The sequence below is a fragment of the Thioalkalivibrio sp. ALgr1 genome (assembly GCF_000378285.1).
In the GTDB taxonomy this organism is placed as follows: Bacteria; Pseudomonadota; Gammaproteobacteria; order Ectothiorhodospirales; family Ectothiorhodospiraceae; genus Thioalkalivibrio.
In genome coordinates this window covers 302,884-322,568 of sequence record NZ_KB905132.1, presented here as the reverse complement: position 1 = coordinate 322,568, position 19,685 = coordinate 302,884, and the positions used below count along the sequence as shown (strand labels likewise).

The window sequence follows — 19,685 nt, the reverse complement described above, 5'->3', positions numbered from 1 at the left end:
GTCTAGGGCTATTGAAGATCGTTTGTTTTCCCTTGTCTACACGTGTCGAGAATGTTTACACCTGAAAAAATTTTGAAGCTGAGTTTTCTAATAAATTTTCGCGGTTTTATAACGGATCAGGGATTTACGTTAACTGGTACGCAGTTTGCTGGGCTTTGTTCGATTAGGCTCGAAACGGCTGCGGCAGGGGGGTGGCCTGGCGGTTGGGAGGGATTCTCAAATGCACGACGATCTGGGCCAGAGAAGTCTCGCGCAGAATCTGGCGGAGTTCTGGCATCCCGCCATGCTCAAGCGGAACTGGAGCGAGCGCCTCGCGCTGATGAACGACATCTACCGACAGCTCCATCGGTTCAGTGCCAGTGACGAAGAGTACGAGTCCTGGGCCGGACAGCTGGTGGAGGCCGTAATCGACCGGCTCGGGGAACCCCCGATTACGGATCCGGCTCAGGCCGATCTCTACGCCTGTTCGCCGAACCCGAGGCACTGGTCGGCCGCATTCGCCTGGCGCTACGGCCGCAAGACACCCGGCCGGCCCGAGCAGCGCTGCTGGCCTCGGTATGCGGTCAACCTGCTGACCGAGATCGGCATCCGAAAGGAGTGGCGCAAGTGCCGCCTGATGGATCTTTCGCGGGGTGGCGCGCGGATTGCGCTGGTCGGGCAGTACCCGTATTTGCCGCCGGATACCGCCTTGCAGCTAATGCTCCCGACCGCCGGGACCTTCGATGCCGTCGTGGTATCCGATCGCCGAGTGGGTCTGGGCCTGCGTTTTCTCAGGCGCAATGGCCCGGGTCAACGCATCGACACGACGGCTTGAAGGCATGCGCCTCTGGCCGGGGAAATCCGTATTGAATTACGCAATGGAGGACGAACGTTTGTATACCCATGCTGGCGTCGAACCGGGACGCCCCACCTCAGATCGTTGCCTGCCGGATGGGCACTCCCCGTCCTATCAGGTGTATCTCGCCACGGGCGCCCGGGCGCGTCGCATTCACTATCGGATGCGCTACGCGGTGTACTGTCTGGAGACTGGTTTCGAAGCGGCCGAGCGTTACCCGGAAGGTTTCGAGCGCGACATCCACGACGAGCACGCCGCTCATTTTCTGGTGCGGATGGGCGGGCTGTACGACGGCGGGCACTGGGTTGGCGCCATGCGTCTGATCCGGCCGGAGGCGGGTCTCCTCCCGACCATGGCCGCCGGGCATCTGTTTGAGGATGCCTTCGCGACGCCCAGGGTCGAGTCCCCGCGGGTGCTCGAGGTTTCCCGTCTGATTGCTCGTGGTTCACCGGAACGCGGATCGCCGCGTTTGCTGTATCACCTTTGCCAGGCCGCCCAGGCCTATGCCGAAGACCACGGGTATGACTATCTGCTGTTCATGATTCGACCAGCCCTCGCGCGTCTGCTCCAGCGCCACCATATCCCCATCGAGCTGTGTGGCGAGGCCTGTGATCACCGGGGGCTGCGGCTGCCGTTTCGTGCATTGACTGCCGAGTCCGGCCTGGCGCTGTCCGCCTGGCGCCGCCGGCTGGGGCTGGGCGACGCACCGGCGCGTCCCCACTATGCGCAACTGGCCGGGCACCCACCGTTCCCGTACCGCGCGGCGCCGGGGTACAAGCGTTGTTGGCGCCCGCGTGTGTATCACGCCCCAAGGGCTATGGAAGTGCCCTGTGCAGGATGACCCGCTCATCACGGCATTCTGCCGCTATTTTTCTCTGGTGAAGCCGGACAAGGAGCAGCTGGAGGCGGTGTACCGACTGCGCTACGAGGTCTACTGCCGAGAGTTTCGTTACGAGTCTCCGGAGAACTGCCCGGGCGAGCGCGAGATCGACGAATATGACGCCCAGTCCACGCATTGCCTGCTGGAGCATGTGGTGAGCGGTACCCACGCGGGCTGCGTCCGGGTCGTGCATGTCGACGCGCGTCAGAAGATCCACGAACTCCCGATGGAGCGCCACTGCGATAACTGCTTTTACGAGACCGAATTTCGCCCGGACCGGCTGGAGCGGGACGCGATCTGCGAGGTCTCCCGACTGGCCGTCAATGGCCTGTTCCGGCGACGTCTGGGGGAGTCGGTCACTCCTGTCGGGGACCTTCATCTGCTGAATGTGCCTCTGGAACAGGCGCGTACCTTCCCGCTGCTGGCGTTGAGTCTGTTCATGAGTGCGGTCGCCATGATGGAGATCGAGGGCCGCTCGCATGCCTTCGCCATGATGGAGCCGTCGCTGGCGCGCATCCTGCGTCGCCACGGCCTGAAGGTGAAGCAGATCGGCACGCTTCAGAACTACCATGGTCGCCGCGCGCCGTTTCATATTAGTCTGCTTACAGCCCTGGCCGGGATTCACCGTTCACCATCGCTGAGCCAGCTGTATGCACACTCCTATGCCAATCTCTCCGACCCCCATCCCTCCGACTCTCTCTGGGACGCGATTGCCAGCGCGGCCTGATGCCTGAATTCGACTATCACGCGGCGTTCCGGCGTACTCATGGCTGGGTGACCTGGCCGGAGATGGAACGCCTGCGCGGTGCGCGGGTGGCGATCGCCGGTCTTGGGGGTGTCGGCGGGAGCCATCTGCTGACGCTCGCCCGCCTGGGGGTGGGGCGCTTTCATATCGCGGATTTCGACTGCTTCGAGCTGCACAACATGAACCGCCAGGCGGGGGCCGGCATGTCCCGTTTGGGCCGACCCAAGGTCGAGGTCCTGCGCGAGATGGCGCTGGACATCAATCCGGAGCTCGAGATCACCACATTCCCGGAGGGGGTGTACCAGCACAATCTGGAGGCCTTCCTGCAGGGTGTGGATCTCTACGTCGACGGGCTCGACTTTTTCGTGTTTCAGGTCCGCCGCGAGGTCTTCGCCGCGTGCGCGGAGCGGGGGATCCCGGCGATCACCGTGGCCCCGCTCGGCATGGGGGCCGCATTGCTCAATTTCCGCCCGGGTGGTCTGTCGTTCGATGACTACTTCGACCTGCGCGATGGATTGCCCGACGAGGAGCTGGCGCTGCGTTTCATGATGGGCCTGGCCCCGTCGATGATGCAGATGGGCTATCTGGCCGATCCTGCCGCCGTCGACCTGAGGGCGCAGCATGGCCCGTCCACCGTGATGGCCTGCGAGCTGTGCGCCGGGGTGATGGGTACCGAGGCCCTGAAGATCCTGCTGGGACGTGGCCGTGTCGTCTGGGCCCCGCGCGGCGTTCACTTCGATGCCTATCGCCAGCGCCTCGCCCGCACCTGGCGCCCCGGTGGCAACCGCAATCCCCTGCAGCGCCTGCTGCTGGCGATCGGACGACGTCGACTCGCACGTCTCCGGGCCCAGGTCTGAACAGCAGCCATCCAGCCTCGCGTTTCGTATGTTCGGACATAAAAAAACCCCTCGTCCGAAGACGAGGGGCCGGGAGAGGCTTTCCACCCAGGGGGGAGCAGAAGGCCCAACCACAAGGGCTGCTAGGCAGCCAGGCCAGTCTCGCGGCGGCGGCGTCGCGTGGCGACGAAGCCGAGCATTACCAGCCCGGTTCCCAGCAGAAGCAGCATGCCCGGCTCGGGTACCCCGAACCACCGGGCGTCGGCCGAGCCGACCACATCAAAGGTAGTGCGCTGATCGACTTCCTCGAAACCCTCGATAAAGTCGAACTGACCCGATACTCGGACATTCATGTAGAACGGGTCCGGACTGGTGAAGAATTGCTTGCCTTCATCCGTCAGCATCCACTCGTTGAAGATGAGCGCGAAGCTGCCGATATCGTCCGAGCCGGGTTCAAAGCGACCCGCGCCCCGCTCGAAGATGTCGGACCAGCCTACGAGGATGTCATCACCCGTGCCGCCAAGGGCCACACCGTCGGCCGCATCGCCCGAGTTAAACCCGAAGGTGGTATCCAGATTCGGATCCAGGTAGAGCGCGATCGAGCCGGTGGTGCCGGTGAACTCGCCCGAACCCGCGTCGAAAGTCCCGGAGGACTCGAACACGGCATACAGGCCATAGAACAGATCACCGTCGTCCCCGCCGGCGCCCAGGCGATTGCTGACGCTTGTACCCCCAAGGAAGTACTGACCTACGTTCCAGTAGGCCGCCGCGTCGAAGGAACCGTCGGTATCGAGGGTCAGCAGCTCCTCATACCCGCCGGTAATACGGTCAACCTGACGTTCGCCGACCGCGATCGTCGAGAGATCGAGCTGCGAATCATCAATCGTGAAGACGCCGGCATGTGCGGTGCTCGCAAGCCCCAGACTGGCCACTGCCAGTACCGCCCCCAGCGCTGTTTGCTTGAACCTTTCCATGTTGTAATCCTCCACCAGTTAGCATCAATTTGTTTGGGTTAACGCTTACTTCCACTTCAATTTGCTAGTCGTCCTGTCTTGCGAGTGAAGTAAAGCAGGCTGCGTGCCAAAAGTGTTAACTATCGGATTTTCAAAGCGTTTGTTTTGTTTTTCATTGGTCCTGGAAAAGGGCTTTGTAAAAAAAACGGACGGCGGGGATTGGGGGCTCGGCCGTTCTTTCCGTGAAGGAGATGCCACATGTCCAAGCGTGCCAAGACCCGCGACGAGATTGCCGAGGCCTACAAGTCGCCACCGTGGTGGTACGACGCGCGGGGGTTTTTCATCCTGACCTTTGCCTACAACAGCACCCTGGGCGCCCAGATCCGGTTTTTTGGCCGCAACATGGGGGCCCGGCATCTGGAGATCGGCTGCGGTACGGGGACGTTGCTGGAGATGGCCCTCAAGTGGCGGCGCCGGCGCAAACTGCCGGAGAGCGAAATCGTTGGCGTGGATTACGCCGAATCCATGCTGGCGGGCGCGCGCCACCGCTTCGCAAAGGACGAGCACGTGACTGTCAAACACGCCGACGCCGCGGAGCTGCCGTTCGCCGACGGCGAGTTCGATACGGCCAACATCGCCAACTCGGTACACTGCTTTCCGGATGTGGACGGCGCCATCCACGAGGCCTTTCGGGTGCTCAAGCCGGGGGGCACCCTGGCCGCGAACGTCCTGCTGTATCCGCGCACGCCGCAGCCACTCAAATTGATTGCCGAACGCATCAACCGCTGGGGCATGCGCAAAGGCATCCTGCATACCCCGTACGAGGCCCGCGATATCCTGAGTCGCTTCACCAGCGCCGGGTTCCAGGTGGTCGACTCCTCGATCTCGGGCAATTGCTACAACCTGCTGTTGAAGAAATCGCAGTAGTCCTGGCGCCAGTTTCGACGCTGGCCGGAAAAGCAGAAGCCCACGCGGACGTGGGCTTCTGCTCGGCGCGTCTTTCTCGCTTTTCCGGTTTTACAGCGACTCGTGCAGCGACTGCGCCCGTTCGCGTTCCGGGAAATCTTCGTGGGCCTCCAGCAGTTCCGTCAGCAGGGCGCGCGCCTGTTCGGTTTCGCCGCTGGCCTGGTAGGCCTGTGCCAGATGGAACCCGATATCCGGTGCCTGCGGGCTCATCCGGTAGGCCCGCTGCAGGGTCTCCAGCGCGCTCTCGGTGTCGCCGCCCTCCAGCAAGACCACGCCCAGGGTGTCGAGAATCGCGGGCTGATCCGGGGCCAGTTCGACAGCCCGCTGGGCATACTCGCGGGCGCGGGGGTTGTCGGTCTCGCGGGCCAGCCATGCCGCATTGTTCAGCGCGATGACATCGTTGGGGCGCTGCTCCAGCACGGTTTCGTAGGTTTCCAGGGCTTCGGCCTCGTGGCCGGCGTTGATCTGCGCCGAGCCGAGCAGGTGGCGCGAGGCGAGATCATCGGGGTGGTCCTGCAGCCAGCCCTGCAGCGTCTCCAGGGCCGCGTCGGAATGGCCGGCCCGCTGCTGAACCTGGTATTTCTCCACCAGCCAGTCGCGTCGGGACTCACGCTCAAGGGCGCGTTCGTAGCCCTCGATCGCCTTGTCGAGCTCGCCGGCTTGTGCGTCGAACCAGGCCTGTTGCGCGATCACTTGCGCCGCCTCCGGGGCCCGCTCCGCAACAGGCTCGAAGACCTGACGCGCCTCGTCGACCTCGCCGGCCAGACTCAGGTGGCGGGTCAGCACCATGCGCGCGCTCATGTGGCTGGAGTCGATCGACAGCGTCTCGCGCAGGGCCGTGACGGCCTGCTCGGTCTCGCCCAGCGCGGCGAGATTGCGCGCCTGCCGGAAGCGCAGCTCCGCGGCATCCGGCCGCAGTACGGCCAGGTGCCCAAGCGTCTGTGCCGCGCCCGCGAAGTCCCCCTCGCGCTCCTGCAGATCGACCAGCAGGCCCAGCACTCGGGTGTCGTTGGGGTGATGTTCGCGGGCTTTTTCCAGGGTGGATCGGGCGGCGGCGTGATCCTCCTGCTGGTTCTGGGCGCGTGCCAGCATCAGGTAGGGCTCGATCCGATCCCGGTGCGCCTCGATTGCGTCCTGCAGCCAGCGCTTGCCGGCCTCCATCTCGCCCTGCTGGAAATGCAGTGTCGCCAGCCGAATCGCCGAGGTGGGATGCCCGGGGTCGCGTTCCTGCAGGTCCTCGAGGATCTCGCGGGCCGTCTCCAGGTTGCCCTGGCGGACCTCGAGCGAGCTCAGGTTCAGGGCCAGGGTGCTGTTGTCCGGATGGAGCGACAGTCCTTCCTGATAGATCAGGCGGGCCTCGTGGGTTTCGCCCATCCCCAGCAGGGCGGCGCCCATCAGGTTGAAGCCCTGCGGGTTTTCCGGGTCCTTGTCGCGCAGACGCTGGGTGGCCTCCAGGGCCTGCTCGTACTGCCCATCCCGGATATGCGCCAGGGCCACCGAGTAGTCGGCCAGGCGTACATCCGCGCTTTCGCTGGCGACTCGGTGCAGCAGCGCCATGCCTTGCTCGTGGTCGCCGTGCCGCACCAGGGCAATCCCCAGCATCTCCTGCAGTTCCGGGCGGTCCGCGCGGTTGGCCAGGGCCTCGCGCAGGACCTCGATCCCGCTTTCAGTGTCGCCCTCGCCGATATAGAGCGCGGCCAGCTGATCGCCCAGGGCTTCGATCAGGTCGGGCCGCTCGCTCAGTGCCTCGGCCAGGATCCGTCGCGCATCCTGGGTGCGGCCCTGTTCAATGCGCAGCTGGGCCAGCAGCCGATAGCTCATCGCGTTGGCCGGGCCCAGCGCATGGTGGCGCTCCAGCAGGCGTTCCGCCTGGGACCAGTTGCCTTCTTCCAGCTGGATGGCCGCCAGATAGGGCATCGCGAGGCGGTAGTTGGCCGAGGCCGCCAGCGCCTCTTCCAGGTGGGGGCGAGCCTGCAGGGGTTCGCCCGTCTCGAACTCGATCAGCCCCATCAGGAAGTGGCCGCCGGCGTGGTTGGGTGCGCCATCCTTGAGGAATTTGCCATCGGCCCGGGCCTCGTCGAACTGCCCCAGTTCGACGTGCATCAGCCCGCGCTTCAGGCGTTCGGCGATCGCATCCGGGCGCAACTCGACGGCGCGGCTAAAGGCCTTGAGTGCAGCCTCGGGGTCGCCCTGCACCCGTTCCAGGTCTCCCTTGAGGGACCAGGCAGGCGAAAATTCGGCGTCCTTTTCCAGGGCCGCATCGGTCATCTTCATGGCCTGCTCGGCGTCGCCATCGGACATCGCCTTGTAGGCGCGCGCCAGATGAATCTCGACCAGATCGTCATGCGCCTCGCGGGCGGCCTCAAGATAATCCGATCCGGCAGTGGCGTCTCCCGCCTGATAGGCCGCCAGCGACCGATAGGCCAGCAGGCGCGCGGCATCCTCGCCTTCCAGGCCATCGGCCTCGGGGATCTCGGCGATTGCCCCACTGCCACCCAGCATGAACAGCAGCCGCGCCAGGGGCAGGGCGTACTCGTTCGGGTCCGCGCCCGTCTCCAGGGCTCGTTGCAGGTGGCGCACGGCCGGTTCCGGCTGCTGGTCGCGCAGATAGGCGAGGCCCAGGCGGCCGCGCACCTCGGGGTCCGGATTGCGCTGCAGCACGTTGCGATACTCGATGGTGGCCGCGGCATATTCGCCTGCCTCCATGTGGCGCTCGGCGCGTTCGCGGTGCTCGGCCTCGGTCGGGGTGCCCAGCGCGTCGCAACCGACCAGGGTCAGCGCCATCAGCAACGGGGCCAGGCGCGGGAGGGTGCGGCGGGGCGCGCCCACCACACGGGATACAGAACGGGGAGTCTTCATGGCGGGTTTACCTCAGGCCAAATTTGTCGAGCAGGCTGTAGAGCGTCGGCCGTGTGATTCCGAGCTGGTCGGCGGCCTGGGCAATGTTGTTCTTGCTGCGGGCCATCGCCTTCAGGATGGCCTCGTGTTCTGCGCTGTCGCGGATATCGCGTAGTCGTACCGCCGGGGCCTCGCCCTCGGGCGGCTCCAGGCCCAGGTCCTTTGCGGTAATCAACTGGCTGTCGGCCATGATCACGGCGCGGCGGATCAGGTTTTCCATCTCGCGCACGTTGCCCGGCCAGTCGTAGGACTCGATCGCGTGGGTGGCGTCCTGGGTAAAGCCGCGGCGCGGCCGCCGCTGATCCTGGGTGAAGCGGTCGAGCAGGTAGTGCGCGATCAGCGTTGCATCCCCCTTGCGCTCGCGCAGGGGAGGAATCGAGACCGAGATCTCGCTGATGCGGTAATACAGGTCTTCGCGGAACTCGCCCTGCTGGATCAGCGCCTTCAGGTCCTGGTTCGTGGCGCCGATGATGCGCACGTTGACCGGGATCTCGCTGCGACCGCCGAGGCGTTCGATCTTGCGCTCCTGCAAAAAGCGCAGCAGCTTGGCCTGCAGGCTGTGCGGCAGGTCACCAATCTCGTCCAGGAACAGGGTCCCGTTGTTGGCGTGTTCGATGCGCCCGATGGTCTGCCGTGTGGCCCCGGTAAAGGCGCCTTTCTCGTACCCGAACAGTTCGCTTTCCAGCAGGTTCTCCGGGATCGCCGCGCAGTTGATCGCCACGAAGCGTTCATCCGCGCGCCCGCTCAGGTCGTGCAGCGCGCGTGCCAGCACCTCCTTCCCGGTGCCACTCTCGCCCAGCAGCAGCACGGTGGCGTCCGAAGGTGCGACACGCTCGACTACCCGGCAGACATCCAGCATTCCCGGGTCGGCGGTGATGACCCCGCTCAGGGACGCCCCGGGCTTGCGCGCCAGCTTGCGGTTCTCCGCCTCGAGGCCGTACAGGTGGGCGGCGCGATCGACGATCATCCGCAGCAGGTCGGATTCGACCGGCTTGATGTAGTAGTCGTAGGCGCCCAGGGCCACGGCCTTGAGCGCGTTCTCGCGATCGTCATTCCCGGTGACAACGATGACCTTGGTCTCCGGGTCCATCGCCAGGATGTCCTGCAGCAGGGCCAGGCCCTCGGAAGCATTGGCCGGGTCTGGCGGAAGGCCCAGATCCAGCGTCACCAGCTCCGGCTGATGGCGCCGCATCCTGGACATGGCGCTTTCGCGGTCCTCGGCCTCCAGGATCTCGTATCCCTCAAAACACCAGCTCAGCTGGTTGCGCAGACCCTGATCGTCTTCGACGATGAGAAGCTTCAGCATGGAACCCTCGCAATCACCTGCGGCCTTCATGACGGTTCAGCCATGGCCGGTGCCATCTGCAAGGGGAGCTTCAGGGTAAAGATCGTTCCGACGCCGGCCTCGCTGTCGACGGTGATGCGTCCTCCCATGCGCAAAACTCGATCCCGCGCCTCATATAAACCAATCCCCATCCCTGCATTTCCCTTGGTGGTTTGAAAGGGCTTGAAGAGCCGATTCTTGAGAAAAGCCGGCTCCATACCGCTCCCCGTGTCTTCAATTTGAACAATAGCCCAACCCCCTTCGGTGTAAAGATTGAGATTGATTGAGCCGTCATCCGGCGTAGCTTCTTGAGCATTTCTTACAAGATTGAGTAGTACATTTTTAAGTCCCTCCTGGTCCCCGATGACGGCCGCGGGTTCGCGCAGGTCGAGCCGCGGCAGGGGCGAGCGGTGGCTGCTGGCCTCGGAGACCTCGGCGAGAAGCCGATCCAGCGGGATGATGCGGCTCGGTGTGTCGGGCGTGGCCTGGGCGTGGCGCAACTGGGCCAGGGTCCGCTCCAGCCGGTCGCGGGCATTGCTCACCGTGTTCAGGGCATCGCGGACAAAGTCCGGGTTGGACAGGTGACGCTCCGCGTTGGAGCACACCAGGGACAGCTGGGCCGAGACGTTCTTGAGGTCGTGCACCAGAAACGCCGCCAGTCGGTGAAAGGCCTCGAACTGGCGGGCCTCCAGCAGGGCCTCGTCGGTCTGCACCAGCGCGACATACACCGCGAGCTGGCGCCCGGCGGTCTTCAGGAGGTCGCGTTCCTCCCAGTCGATCTTGCGCGGCGCGCGGGGCTGGGCGAGCACGACGAACCCCTGCAGACGCTCGCCCTTGAGCAGCGGCACCACCACCCAGAGGCGCGTGTTCTGCGCCAGCCATTCGGGCAGTTGCAGGCCCTGATACAGCTCGGGGTCTCGGCGGTATTCGTTGAGGTCGATCACCCAGCCGGTGCGCGCGACGAACTCCACCAGTGCCCCGTCGGGCTCCTCCGGGGGATAACTCGGATCGCCCAGGTTCAGTACCCCCTCCAGGGCGTAGGGGCCGTTGCGGTCGCGCACCCACAGCAGCCCCCCAGGGCTGTCCACCAGTTCGCCGATCGCCTGGATGGCGCGTTGGCGGAACGGGATCTCGTCATCTTCGGCCGAGAGCGTTCCGGTAAACCGCAGCCACTCCTGGCGGTAATCGAACGAGTAGCGAAAGAAGTGCTTGGCCAGGAAGACGCGCAGACGCGACCGCAGACTGCCCGAGGCGACGATGACGGCCAGCAGCAACGCCGCGCCGAACAGAAACACTACCTGCAGGAAGGCACCCAGATCGCCCCCGACATGCCGCAGGTAGTACCCGGCGGCCCCGATGGCGAACAGATAAAGCCCGGCGCCGATCAGCGCCGCGGTGTGAAACAGCAGGTGGCGCGAGACCACCGGGGCCTCGCGGGCCTGCAGCGGCCGGCGGGCCAGCGAGATCGCGAGCAATGGCACGATGAGCGCATTGACCAGGCCGCGGGCCTGCCAGGCCGGGCTGTTGATCGCCCCGAACAGTACGAGATCGGCAAACAGGAAGAGGTCGAAGGCGAACATCGCCCCGAGGCCCAGGCTCAGGAACTTGATCTCCCAGCGCCGCTGCAGGGGCGTATTGCGAAAGACCTGCTCGACCAGCACCAGGCCCAGCACCGCCATGCCCAGCATCGCAGTGCCCACCCAGGCGCCATAGGTTATCGGGAGCGGCAGTGCCAGGGCAGCGAACACGCCGAACATCAGCGCGGCGGTGACGATCATCGCCGTGCGCAAGGGTGCGGGTGGGCGCGTGCTCGGCTCGCCGCGACGGGCGAGCAGGGCGAACAGGACCGCGAACCACCCGGCGTTGCGCAGCACCTCGAAGGCCCCGCCGGAGACCGGTGCCTCGCCGATCTCGTGCGCCACGAGCGCCATGTGCAGCGCCCAGATCACCGACAGCAGCGCCGCGCCCGCGACCCACAGGCTCCCCGGGCGCTGCCGCCAGGTCCACAGGGCCAGCACCACCAGGACGAGAAAGGCGAGGGCGGCCAGGAGATAGCTGGGCGCGGCGAGATTCATGGCTCAGCGGGCCCCGCGGCCAAACAGGACGACGCGGACCGTCTCGAACAGGATCATCAGATCCATGAACAGGCTGTGGTTCTTGACGTAGTACAGGTCGTACTGGAGCTTCTGCCGGGCATCCTCGACCGATGCGCCGTAGGCGTAGCGCACCTGCGCCCACCCGGTGATACCGGGGCGGATGCTGTGGCGCGCGAGGAAATACGGGATCTGCTCGCTGAGCTGCTCCACAAACACCGGCCGCTCCGGGCGCGGCCCCACGAACGACATGCGCCCCTGAAACACGTTGATGATCTGCGGCAGCTCGTCGATGCGTAGCTTGCGGATTACCCGGCCCACGCGCGTGATGCGGTCGTCGTCGCCGCTGGCCCAGCGGGCCACGCCGTCCCCCTCGGCATCCATGCGCATGCTGCGGAACTTGCAGATCTCGAACGGCGTGTTGCCCTGGCCGACCCGGGTCTGCCAGTAGAGCACCGGCCCCGGGCTGTCGAGCTTGATGGCGATCGCGGTCAGCAGCATTACCGGCAGGGTCGCCACCAGCAGGGCCGTGCTCGCCAGCAGATCGAAGCTGCGCTTGACCAGGGCGCGTGCGCGGTGCTGGCGGAAGCCCCCGCCAAACACCAGCCAGCTGGTGTTGATCCCGTCCAGCTGGAGCTGGCGGTCCTCGCGCTCGAAGAAAGTCGACAGGTCCGTGATGCGGATGCCGTTGAGCTTGCATTCCAGCAGCTGATTGATCGGCAGGTTCTCGCGGCGCTCGCGCATGCCCACCACGATCTCCTCCACCCGCAGCGAGCGCGCCACATCCAGCAGGCTGGTCTTGTCGTCCAGCACCCGGAGTCGTTGCTGGTCCACCAGCCGATCGGTCTCGCGCTCGGTCGCCACATAGCCGACGACCTGATAGGTGGCATCGCCCCCGTCGGGTCCGGCATGGCGTACCTCCAGTGAGCGCGCACGGCTGCCCGTGCCCAGGACCAGGATGCGCCGCTTGAAGGCATCGGTCTCCGACAGCCCGCGAAAGAGGCTGCGCTCGGCCGTCAGGCTTGCCAGCAGGATCACCGCGCCACTGCCCACGATCGTCGGTGTCAGTACGCTGCTGGCCGTGAGCAACCCGTAGATCGCCAGCGCGCCACCCGCCAGGACCAGAGCCCCGCCCAGGCGCACCACAGCGGATCGCAGGCTGAACCTTGCCAGGCACTCCTGCTCGTAAAGCCCCACCAGCATCACCGCGAACAGCACCACCGCCACGGCGATCAGGAGTTCCGGCATCCAGGGGTCGACCGGGCCCAGCGACAGGGCGAACAGGGCGAGCGTCAGGTAGAGCGCGATGTAGATCGCAGCCAGCTCCAGCCCCACCAGCGCCAGGATCCGTCGCGATACGTAATGTCCAAGTATGCGCATGCTCAAGATGCCCCCCGGTCACCTCCCCCAGAGCCGGGGAGGCGATCGATGCCTGTTTCTTTCCCGAAACCGGGTTGTCCGCTCGGCTTGTAACCTGCGGGCGCGGCAAGAGGCCTTGCCGTGCCCGCACCGGTCAGAAGCGGCGTTCCGGGATGATCAGGATGTCGCCCGGCAACATGTCCACGTTGGCCGAGATGTCGCCCCCGTAGATCAGGTCGTTCAGGCGGACGCGGTACTGCTGGCGTTCGCCGTTTTCGTTGCGCACCAGCACGGCGCGGTTGCCGGCCGCGAAATCGGTAATCCCGCCGACCGCGATCATCACATCCATCACGGTCATCTCTTCGCGGTACTGCAGCGCCTGAGGCTCGGCCGCCTGGCCGATCACGCGCACCTGGCGGGCATAGGGGCCAGCAAAACTGGTCACCATCACCGTCACGATCGGGTCGCGGAGGAAGTCGGAGAGCTTGTCTTCCATGTCCCGCGCCAGCTCACTGGGGGTTCTGCCGCTGGCCTGCACGTCTTCCACCAGCGGCGTGGTGATCTGGCCATCCGGCCGCACCGCCACTGCGGTGGACAGATCCGGGTTGTTGCGGACCGCGATATTCAGCGTGTCTCCGGGACCGATGATGTACTGGTCCACCACCGTTTTTTCCACGGTCGAGGGGGCATCCGGATAGGGCGTGGTGGTGCAGGCGCTGGTCGTCACCAGGACGAATGCCAGGGACAAAATGAGAACAATAAAAGCACTTTGTGGGCTGGTCTTGACGGTCATCGCTTGTCTCCCCTTTGGGCGTGTAAGGAAACGCTTCCGCTTCCTTGAGTCAGTCCAATTTGACACCGCCGACTTCATTGTCCGGCGAAACCCGGACCCGGCCCTGATCGTGCCCGGACCCGTCTCCGTTTAGCCTCGAAACGGTGCGGGCAATAGCAAGCACTTAGTTAGTATTGGCTATTCCCCTGGATAATCGATGTTAGACGTGGCACCCGGCCCAGACCATCAGTCTTTAGACTGACGATGGGGTGTTTTCCGTTCGGTTTATTTGGTCCTTTCAAATCCCGTTGGTGGGCCCAAAATAGGGTCCTTGATTTTGCGTCTACTACCGGGGAAAAACGTTGGACCCCATCCCTCTGCGTCTGCTAGCCAATTGGCTTCTTCTGCCTCCTTCCGGGCCTCTCATACTTGCCATTGTCGGGTTGGTTATTTACCGAAAAAATGTTGGAAAAGTGCTGTTGGTAATCGGCCTTCTATTGAGCTATTCCTTGTCTACTCCTGTATTTAGTTACGCCCTCATGAAGCCCTTACAGGAGGGTTTTGCGCCGCCGGACGACAACCAGCTGGCGGACGCACAAGCGATTGTGGTGCTGGGGGCCGGGTATCGCAGTGGAGCCGAGGAGTTCTCGGGCGAGACCGTCCACGACCTGGCACTGGTGCGCCTGCGTTACGCGGCGTACCTGCACCACCGCACCGGGCTGCCCGTGATGGTTTCGGGCGGGGGCCCCGAGGAGCGAGTTCCAGAAGCCGACTACATGGCAGAGGTACTGAAGGAATATGGCGTCCACCCGATCCTGCGGGAACCCAATGCGCGCGACACCTGGGGCAATGCCCGGCACTCCGCCGAGCAGCTGCATGCAGAGGGGATCGAGCGCGTGGCACTCGTGAGCCATGCCCATCACATGCCGCGCGCCACTTGGTCATTCGAGCGCGCGGGCCTGGAGATTATCCCGGCCCCGACCGGTGCCTTTGTGCCGCGTGATAGCGGCTGGTCCCTGGAGGCCTTCCGCCCACAGGCCAGTGCGCTCTGGGCCAGCTGGCTCGCGCTGCACGAGTACTGGGGCATGGCCTGGTATCGCTGGCAGTACGGGCCCGAATAGCCCGGCACGCCACTCATTTATGTACAGCCGTTCGATCAACGACGAGGCGAAGGTTTGGCGATGAAAATCCTGGTAACCGGTGGAGCGGGCTATATTGGTTCACATGTCGTGCGCCAGTTGCTGGCCGATGGTCACGATGTCGTCGTCTACGACAATCTCAGCACGGGGCACCGCTGGGCCATTGGGCATGCCGCGCTGATCGTTGGCGACATGGCCGATCGCCAGCACCTGCACAGTGTCCTCGGGGAATATGTGTTCGACGGCGTCCTGCACTTCGCCGCCAGGATCGTTGTCCCGGAGTCGCTGGCCGATCCACTCGGATACTACGGCAGCAACACCCGTAACACCCTGAACCTCCTGGAGGGGTGTCAGGCGACAGGCGTGCGTTTCCTGGTCTTTTCGTCGACCGCCGCGGTGTACGGTATCCCGGCACAAAACCCCGTCGACGAAACCAGCCCGCTGCTGCCCATCAACCCCTATGGCGCATCCAAGGTCATGTCCGAGCGGATGATCGCCGACTTCGGCCAGGCGAGTGATCTGCGCTACGTCTGCCTGCGCTATTTCAACGTGGCCGGCGCGGCCCCTGACGGGACGCTGGGCCAGGCCACTCCCAACGCGACCCACCTGATCAAGGTCGCCTGCCAGGCCGCCCTGGGCGAGCGCGAAAACATCACCGTCTTCGGGACCGATTACCCAACCGCCGATGGCACCTGCGTAAGGGACTACATCCACGTCGAGGATCTGGCCGCCGCCCACCTGCGCGCGATGGACTACCTGGTGGCGGGCGGCTCCTCGCAGGCCCTCAACTGCGGCTATGGCCACGGCTACAGCGTGTTGCAGGTCCTCGAGTCCGTGCAGCGCATCAGCGGTTACCGATTCCCCATCATCCATGGCCCCCGCCGCGCCGGAGACCCGCCAGCCCTGACCGCAGACGCGTCCCGCATCCGCGACCTGTTGGCCTGGTCACCCGAGTACGACGACCTGGACCTCATCGTCCGCCACGCCCTCACCTGGGAACGCCGCATGACCACCGCAGCCGCACCCCCGCTGGCCGTCCGACTCCGCCCCCTGCCCATGCCGGAAACCACCGCCCACGCCTACGGCGCCCCCTGATCCTCCGTCGAGGCGGCCGTCCGCAAGCGGGCAGCCTCTCCCGTTACAGGACCGTACGGCGGGCGAGGTGCAGAAGCCGGGTGGGCAGTTCGTGCTCCAGCTCCCAGATGATGCTCATCGGCTTGCTGCCCTCGTGGTGCTGGTAACGCACCGGGCCGCAGAAGGTGAATGGCTCACTGAGGCCCGTCGCATCACGCTTGGCCCGTCGAATGAACAGCATGGGGGTGTAGCCACGCGCCTCGTGGTGGATGTAACGCTGCCCGGTTTCCGAGGTGGGGGAGGTGCCGGACTGCGACTGCCAGTGGAAACGCCGCTCGTTGAGGGCGTAGTCCTCGTACATGGTGGTGGGTGAGAACTCCTGCTCGGATTTTTCCAGGGTGACGAACAGCGCATCCACGCGTCGATCGGGTACGTGCCGCACGCCCTCCTGCTGGGTGATCGGCTTCTCCAGGCTGCCAAGTCCCAGCGCCAGCAGGATCTGCTCGCGGGTGTAGGACGCGTGCAGTTCCAGCGGCCCCGTCTGCTCCGGGAAGGTGATGCCGCTGGCGGGGACGATACGCTCGTGTCGCCAGGCGGCGACTTCCTGGATGTCCCGGTAAAGGGGGCGCTGTTCGCGGACGAAGGCGTCCACGGCGGTTAGGTCCCCGCCCCCCGGCCGCGTCTTGCCCCATAGGGTGCTGTGGACAAGGGCCAGCCGGAGCCGATCTTCTTCGGCAAGCTGCTCAACGTTCGCGGCCGGCTGCGCCAGATGGGTCTGCAGGGTTTCCAGCAACTGGTGATCGTCACACCGCGCCAAGCGCTGCAGCCCGCGTTTGAGGCCGCTGGCATAGGGTCCCAGCGCTTCGGTCGACTCGCCTCCGCAGTCCGCGCGCAGCCGGGAGGGCAGGTCCTTGCGCAGCAGGTCTTCCGCATCATCCATATGCAGGCAGTCGAGCATCTTGGACAGGCTGGCGGAGTCGATGTCCTCCCGGAAACAGTCCTTCAACTCGCGCACGATCTGCGGTCGCTGGCGGTTGATCTGCGCACGGATGTTGTCGAGAACGTGCTGGGTGGCCAGGCGGTCGAGGTGGATCAGGCTGCCGCTAGGTAACCACGGGAAGCCTTCCTGGATCTGGTGATCCACCCGCTTCTCCGGCCGCGCGCTCAAGGCCCGGAACCGAGCGGCATAACGAAAACGCCGATCCTGTGGCGCGACGAAATCCAGCACGGTCAGGTGCGGCTTGCCCTCGTGCAACCGGAGGCCGCGGCCCATCTGCTGCAGGTAGACGGTCAGGCTCTCGGTCGGGCGCAGCAGCAAAACGGTATCCACCTCCGGCAGGTCCACGCCCTCGTTGTAGAGGTCCACCGTAAAGATGAAACGGATGCGCCCCTCGCGCAGATCGCGCTGTACCGACTGCCGCTCGTGATCCGAGCTGTCGCCCGTCAGCACCGCGCTGGGCACCTGCTTGGCCGAGAAATGCTCGGCCATGAACCGCGCATGCGCGCGACTGATGCAAAAGCCCAACCCGCGAACCGAGCCGAGATCCGTGGCGTGTTCATGGGCCTGCTGCAGGACCCAATCGGAGCGCGCCCGGTTGCCGGTGAACACCCCTTCCAGTTCGTCGGCGTCATAGCCCCCGCGCCGCCAACTCACCCGGCTCAGATCCACGGACTCATGGTCGGCCACACCAAAGTAATGGAACGGCACCAGCAGGCGCCGTTCGATCGCATCCGGCAGGCGGATCTCGTGGGTGTAACGCTGGCCGAAGTGCTGGCGGATGTCGTCGGCATCCGTGCGCTCCGGCGTCGCCGTCAGGCCCAGCAGGCACTTGGGCCGCACATGCTCGAGGATGCGCTGGTAGCTTCCGGCGCTGCTGTGATGCGCCTCATCCAGAACCACGTAATCGAAATGCGCCGGGTCTAGGCGATCGAGGTCCCGTGCATTCCAGCTCTGCACCGTGCAGAACAGGTGGCGGTCCTGACTCGGACGCGCCCCGCCCACCAGCACATCGCCAAACTCGCGGTCGTGCAGGACCTGACGGAAGGTCATCATCGCCTGCCGCAGGATCTCCTCACGATGGGCGATGAACAGCAGCGACGGGCGCCCCTTATCCGCCTGCTCACGCGCAAACCGGCGATAGTCGAACGCGGCGATCATGGTCTTGCCGGTCCCGGTGGCCGCGATCACCAGATGGCGGTCGATCCCCGAACGGCGCTCGCGCTGGATATCCTCCAGGATCTCCTGCTGAAAGGCATACGGCCGCAGGTCGAAGAACGCGGTGGCTTCTTTCTGCGCCCCAGGCCCCGAGCTGGATTCCGATTCCAGTGCCTGTTGCAGACGGGGTAGGTCGTCCGTGGTGAGCGGTTCGAACTCCGCCGGATCTGCCCAATGCGCCTCGAACGAGGTCTGGATCTGGCGCCACATGTGCGGCAGCTCGTATTCGCTGACCTTGGCCGTCCACTCCAGCCCCTCATCCATTGCCACGCGCGAGACATTCGCCGAGCCGATGTAGGCACTGCCAAACCCCGTGCTCCGATGGAACAGGTAGGCCTTGGCGTGCAGGCGCGTGCGGTGCGTGTCGTAGGAGACCCGGATCTCGGTGTTCGGCAGGCCCAGCAGAAACTCGATCGCCTTGAGATCCGTAGCCCCGAGGTACGAGGTCGTAGCGATCCGCAGCCTGGGCGAGCCATCGGCCGTCGGGGTCTCGGTAAAGCGCTTCAGCGTCTCGCGCAGGGTGCGAATCCCACTCCACTTGATGAAGGACACCAACCAATCGGCCCGCTCCGCACTGGCCAGCTCCTTCTCGATCTGCGTGACCAGACTCGGTGTGCGATCGGACCCAGTCAGCAGGCTGGACAGAGCCAAGGGAACATCCGGCCGTGGCGTCTCCTGCTGCCCCACCTGATCGGCGGCCGGGGAACGCACCTCCAGCAACTGCCGAAACGGCGGCTGCGGAAGGTCCTCCTCGATCCCGGATAGCGGATGCCCCGCCGCCGCCAGCGCATCCGCCAGCCCCTGCACGGCCCGCGTCCAATCGTCGTGTCCCTTTTCCCGCAGCTCACCCGCGCGCTCCGCGAGCCGCTGGGCCAGCTCAGCGACCAGGCTCAACGCCAGGTCGTCGCCCTCCAAACCCTGGCTCCAACGGGCGTGCTCCTCCAGCCCCAAGGCGTCCAGCGCCTGCCGCACCCGCGGCGTATCCAGCCGTTCATGCAGGCCGACCCATTGGCCACTGGAGAGGGATTTGGCAGCGCTATCTCGGCTCATTCGGAACGTGCGGCAATAAAGGCTTCGAGCAATGGGATGTCCGCAGGCGCAAGCTCGAGCACTCGAGCCTCCAATGGTGACACCCAGCACCACCGGTCGTGCACCGTCAGCACCGGGCTTTCGTCGTCCGTCCAGGCCCGAAGCGCCACCAACTCAAGCCCCCCATTACCCGGAATCGGCGTGCGCCCGATCTCTTCGCCCACCCGAAGCCCCATCGACAGCTCTTCACGAAATTCGCGACACAACGCGGCTTCCAGGCTCTCACCCGCCTCCGCCTTGCCACCGGGAAATTCCCAATACCCCGCCAGCGCCTGATCGGCCCCGCGACGCGCCAGAAAGATCCGCCCCTGTGCATCCTCCAGAATGCCGCAAACCACCACCGCCTGCTTCGCTTCTATGAGCGTTTCCAACACCGGCTCTCCATTAACCTCTGGCCGGATCGTAGCAGGCAACGCCGCCACGGCTGTCGCCGGAAGCACGTTTCTCGGGCCACGCGTGGTGTCTCCGGACGTCACGCCACACTGCGATAACAGTGACATACCGATT

At 65.1% G+C, this 19,685-nt stretch carries 15 protein-coding genes; 7 read left to right on the top strand and 8 right to left on the bottom strand.

Annotation, left to right across the window (positions count from 1 at the left end):
- The first annotated feature begins 220 nt into the window (after positions 1–220).
- Genes F466_RS0101590 through F466_RS0101575 form a run of 4 tightly spaced genes read left to right on the top strand, consistent with a single transcriptional unit; the run spans position 221 to position 3,317 of the window.
- Positions 221–814 (top strand): PilZ domain-containing protein, encoded by a 594-nt coding sequence (locus F466_RS0101590; protein WP_018139497.1) that lies wholly within the window; start codon positions 221–223, stop codon positions 812–814.
- Positions 815–857: 43 nt separating this feature from the next.
- On the top strand, positions 858–1,676 hold the full coding sequence (locus tag F466_RS0101585) for an acyl-homoserine-lactone synthase (protein ID WP_018993297.1): 819 nt from the start codon (positions 858–860) through the stop codon (positions 1,674–1,676).
- Positions 1,666–2,442 (top strand): PEP-CTERM/exosortase system-associated acyltransferase, encoded by a 777-nt coding sequence (locus F466_RS0101580; RefSeq protein ID WP_018174999.1) that lies wholly within the window; start codon positions 1,666–1,668, stop codon positions 2,440–2,442. Before F466_RS0101585 ends, F466_RS0101580 begins: the two co-directional genes overlap by 11 nt.
- Complete coding sequence (locus F466_RS0101575) at positions 2,442–3,317, top strand: ThiF family adenylyltransferase (RefSeq protein ID WP_018174998.1); 876 nt, start codon at positions 2,442–2,444, stop codon at positions 3,315–3,317. Before F466_RS0101580 ends, F466_RS0101575 begins: the two co-directional genes overlap by 1 nt.
- A gap of 122 nt (positions 3,318–3,439) precedes the next feature.
- Here F466_RS0101575 and pepA read toward each other — a convergent pair whose 3' ends face one another.
- Positions 3,440–4,270 carry a flocculation-associated PEP-CTERM protein PepA gene (gene pepA / locus F466_RS0101570; RefSeq protein ID WP_019592349.1) on the bottom strand — a complete coding sequence of 277 codons (831 nt, stop codon included), beginning with the start codon at positions 4,268–4,270 and terminating at the stop codon, positions 3,440–3,442.
- A 237-nt stretch (positions 4,271–4,507) separates the two neighbouring features.
- On the opposite strand from pepA, the gene F466_RS0101565 reads away from it, so the two are divergent.
- On the top strand, positions 4,508–5,176 hold the full coding sequence (locus F466_RS0101565; protein ID WP_018993295.1) for a class I SAM-dependent methyltransferase: 669 nt from the start codon (positions 4,508–4,510) through the stop codon (positions 5,174–5,176).
- A gap of 90 nt (positions 5,177–5,266) precedes the next feature.
- Here F466_RS0101565 and prsT read toward each other — a convergent pair whose 3' ends face one another.
- The 5 genes from prsT to F466_RS0101540 all read right to left on the bottom strand — a co-directional run bounded on the left by prsT (position 5,267) and on the right by F466_RS0101540 (position 13,682).
- Positions 5,267–8,047 carry an XrtA/PEP-CTERM system TPR-repeat protein PrsT gene (gene prsT, locus F466_RS0101560; RefSeq protein WP_018993294.1) on the bottom strand — a complete coding sequence of 927 codons (2,781 nt, stop codon included), beginning with the start codon at positions 8,045–8,047 and terminating at the stop codon, positions 5,267–5,269.
- 34 nt (positions 8,048–8,081) lie between these two features.
- Positions 8,082–9,419: a PEP-CTERM-box response regulator transcription factor gene (prsR, locus tag F466_RS0101555; protein ID WP_018174994.1), complete on the bottom strand. Its 1,338-nt coding sequence runs from the start codon at positions 9,417–9,419 to the stop codon at positions 8,082–8,084.
- Positions 9,420–9,445: 26 nt separating this feature from the next.
- Positions 9,446–11,512 (bottom strand): XrtA/PEP-CTERM system histidine kinase PrsK, encoded by a 2,067-nt coding sequence (prsK, locus tag F466_RS0101550; RefSeq protein ID WP_018174993.1) that lies wholly within the window; start codon positions 11,510–11,512, stop codon positions 9,446–9,448.
- 3 nt (positions 11,513–11,515) lie between these two features.
- Positions 11,516–12,910, bottom strand: coding sequence for a TIGR03013 family XrtA/PEP-CTERM system glycosyltransferase (locus F466_RS0101545; RefSeq protein WP_018993293.1), 1,395 nt, complete (start codon positions 12,908–12,910; stop codon positions 11,516–11,518).
- A 133-nt stretch (positions 12,911–13,043) separates the two neighbouring features.
- Complete coding sequence (locus F466_RS0101540) at positions 13,044–13,682, bottom strand: XrtA/PEP-CTERM system exopolysaccharide export protein (RefSeq protein WP_012983857.1); 639 nt, start codon at positions 13,680–13,682, stop codon at positions 13,044–13,046.
- 518 nt (positions 13,683–14,200) lie between these two features.
- On the opposite strand from F466_RS0101540, the gene F466_RS0101535 reads away from it, so the two are divergent.
- Together F466_RS0101535 and galE are read left to right on the top strand one after the other, a co-directional pair.
- Complete coding sequence (locus F466_RS0101535; RefSeq protein WP_018993292.1) at positions 14,201–14,782, top strand: ElyC/SanA/YdcF family protein; 582 nt, start codon at positions 14,201–14,203, stop codon at positions 14,780–14,782.
- 60 nt (positions 14,783–14,842) lie between these two features.
- Positions 14,843–15,895 (top strand): UDP-glucose 4-epimerase GalE, encoded by a 1,053-nt coding sequence (gene galE / locus F466_RS0101530; RefSeq protein ID WP_018993291.1) that lies wholly within the window; start codon positions 14,843–14,845, stop codon positions 15,893–15,895.
- 43 nt (positions 15,896–15,938) lie between these two features.
- Here galE and F466_RS0101525 read toward each other — a convergent pair whose 3' ends face one another.
- Complete coding sequence (locus F466_RS0101525; RefSeq protein ID WP_026296391.1) at positions 15,939–19,139, bottom strand: DUF3427 domain-containing protein; 3,201 nt, start codon at positions 19,137–19,139, stop codon at positions 15,939–15,941.
- Complete coding sequence (locus F466_RS0101520) at positions 19,136–19,549, bottom strand: (deoxy)nucleoside triphosphate pyrophosphohydrolase (protein ID WP_026296390.1); 414 nt, start codon at positions 19,547–19,549, stop codon at positions 19,136–19,138. The genes F466_RS0101525 and F466_RS0101520 overlap by 4 nt, the downstream gene beginning before the upstream one ends.
- Positions 19,550–19,685 lie beyond the last annotated feature (136 nt).

What these genes read in the sequence shown, in the direction of transcription:
- galE (WP_018993291.1), top strand. Translation starts at nt 14,843, where the DNA reads ATGAAAATCCTGGTAACCGGTGGAGCGGGCTATATTGGTTCACATGTC.
- F466_RS0101525 (WP_026296391.1), bottom strand. Translation starts at nt 19,139, where the DNA reads ATGAGCCGAGATAGCGCTGCCAAATCCCTCTCCAGTGGCCAATGGGTC.
- F466_RS0101545 (WP_018993293.1), bottom strand. Translation starts at nt 12,910, where the DNA reads ATGCGCATACTTGGACATTACGTATCGCGACGGATCCTGGCGCTGGTG.
- prsR (WP_018174994.1), bottom strand. Translation starts at nt 9,419, where the DNA reads ATGCTGAAGCTTCTCATCGTCGAAGACGATCAGGGTCTGCGCAACCAG.
- F466_RS0101540 (WP_012983857.1), bottom strand. Translation starts at nt 13,682, where the DNA reads ATGACCGTCAAGACCAGCCCACAAAGTGCTTTTATTGTTCTCATTTTG.
- F466_RS0101535 (WP_018993292.1), top strand. Translation starts at nt 14,201, where the DNA reads ATGAAGCCCTTACAGGAGGGTTTTGCGCCGCCGGACGACAACCAGCTG.
- F466_RS0101590 (WP_018139497.1), top strand. Translation starts at nt 221, where the DNA reads ATGCACGACGATCTGGGCCAGAGAAGTCTCGCGCAGAATCTGGCGGAG.
- prsK (WP_018174993.1), bottom strand. Translation starts at nt 11,512, where the DNA reads ATGAATCTCGCCGCGCCCAGCTATCTCCTGGCCGCCCTCGCCTTTCTC.
- F466_RS0101585 (WP_018993297.1), top strand. Translation starts at nt 858, where the DNA reads ATGGAGGACGAACGTTTGTATACCCATGCTGGCGTCGAACCGGGACGC.
- F466_RS0101565 (WP_018993295.1), top strand. Translation starts at nt 4,508, where the DNA reads ATGTCCAAGCGTGCCAAGACCCGCGACGAGATTGCCGAGGCCTACAAG.
- F466_RS0101575 (WP_018174998.1), top strand. Translation starts at nt 2,442, where the DNA reads ATGCCTGAATTCGACTATCACGCGGCGTTCCGGCGTACTCATGGCTGG.
- pepA (WP_019592349.1), bottom strand. Translation starts at nt 4,270, where the DNA reads ATGGAAAGGTTCAAGCAAACAGCGCTGGGGGCGGTACTGGCAGTGGCC.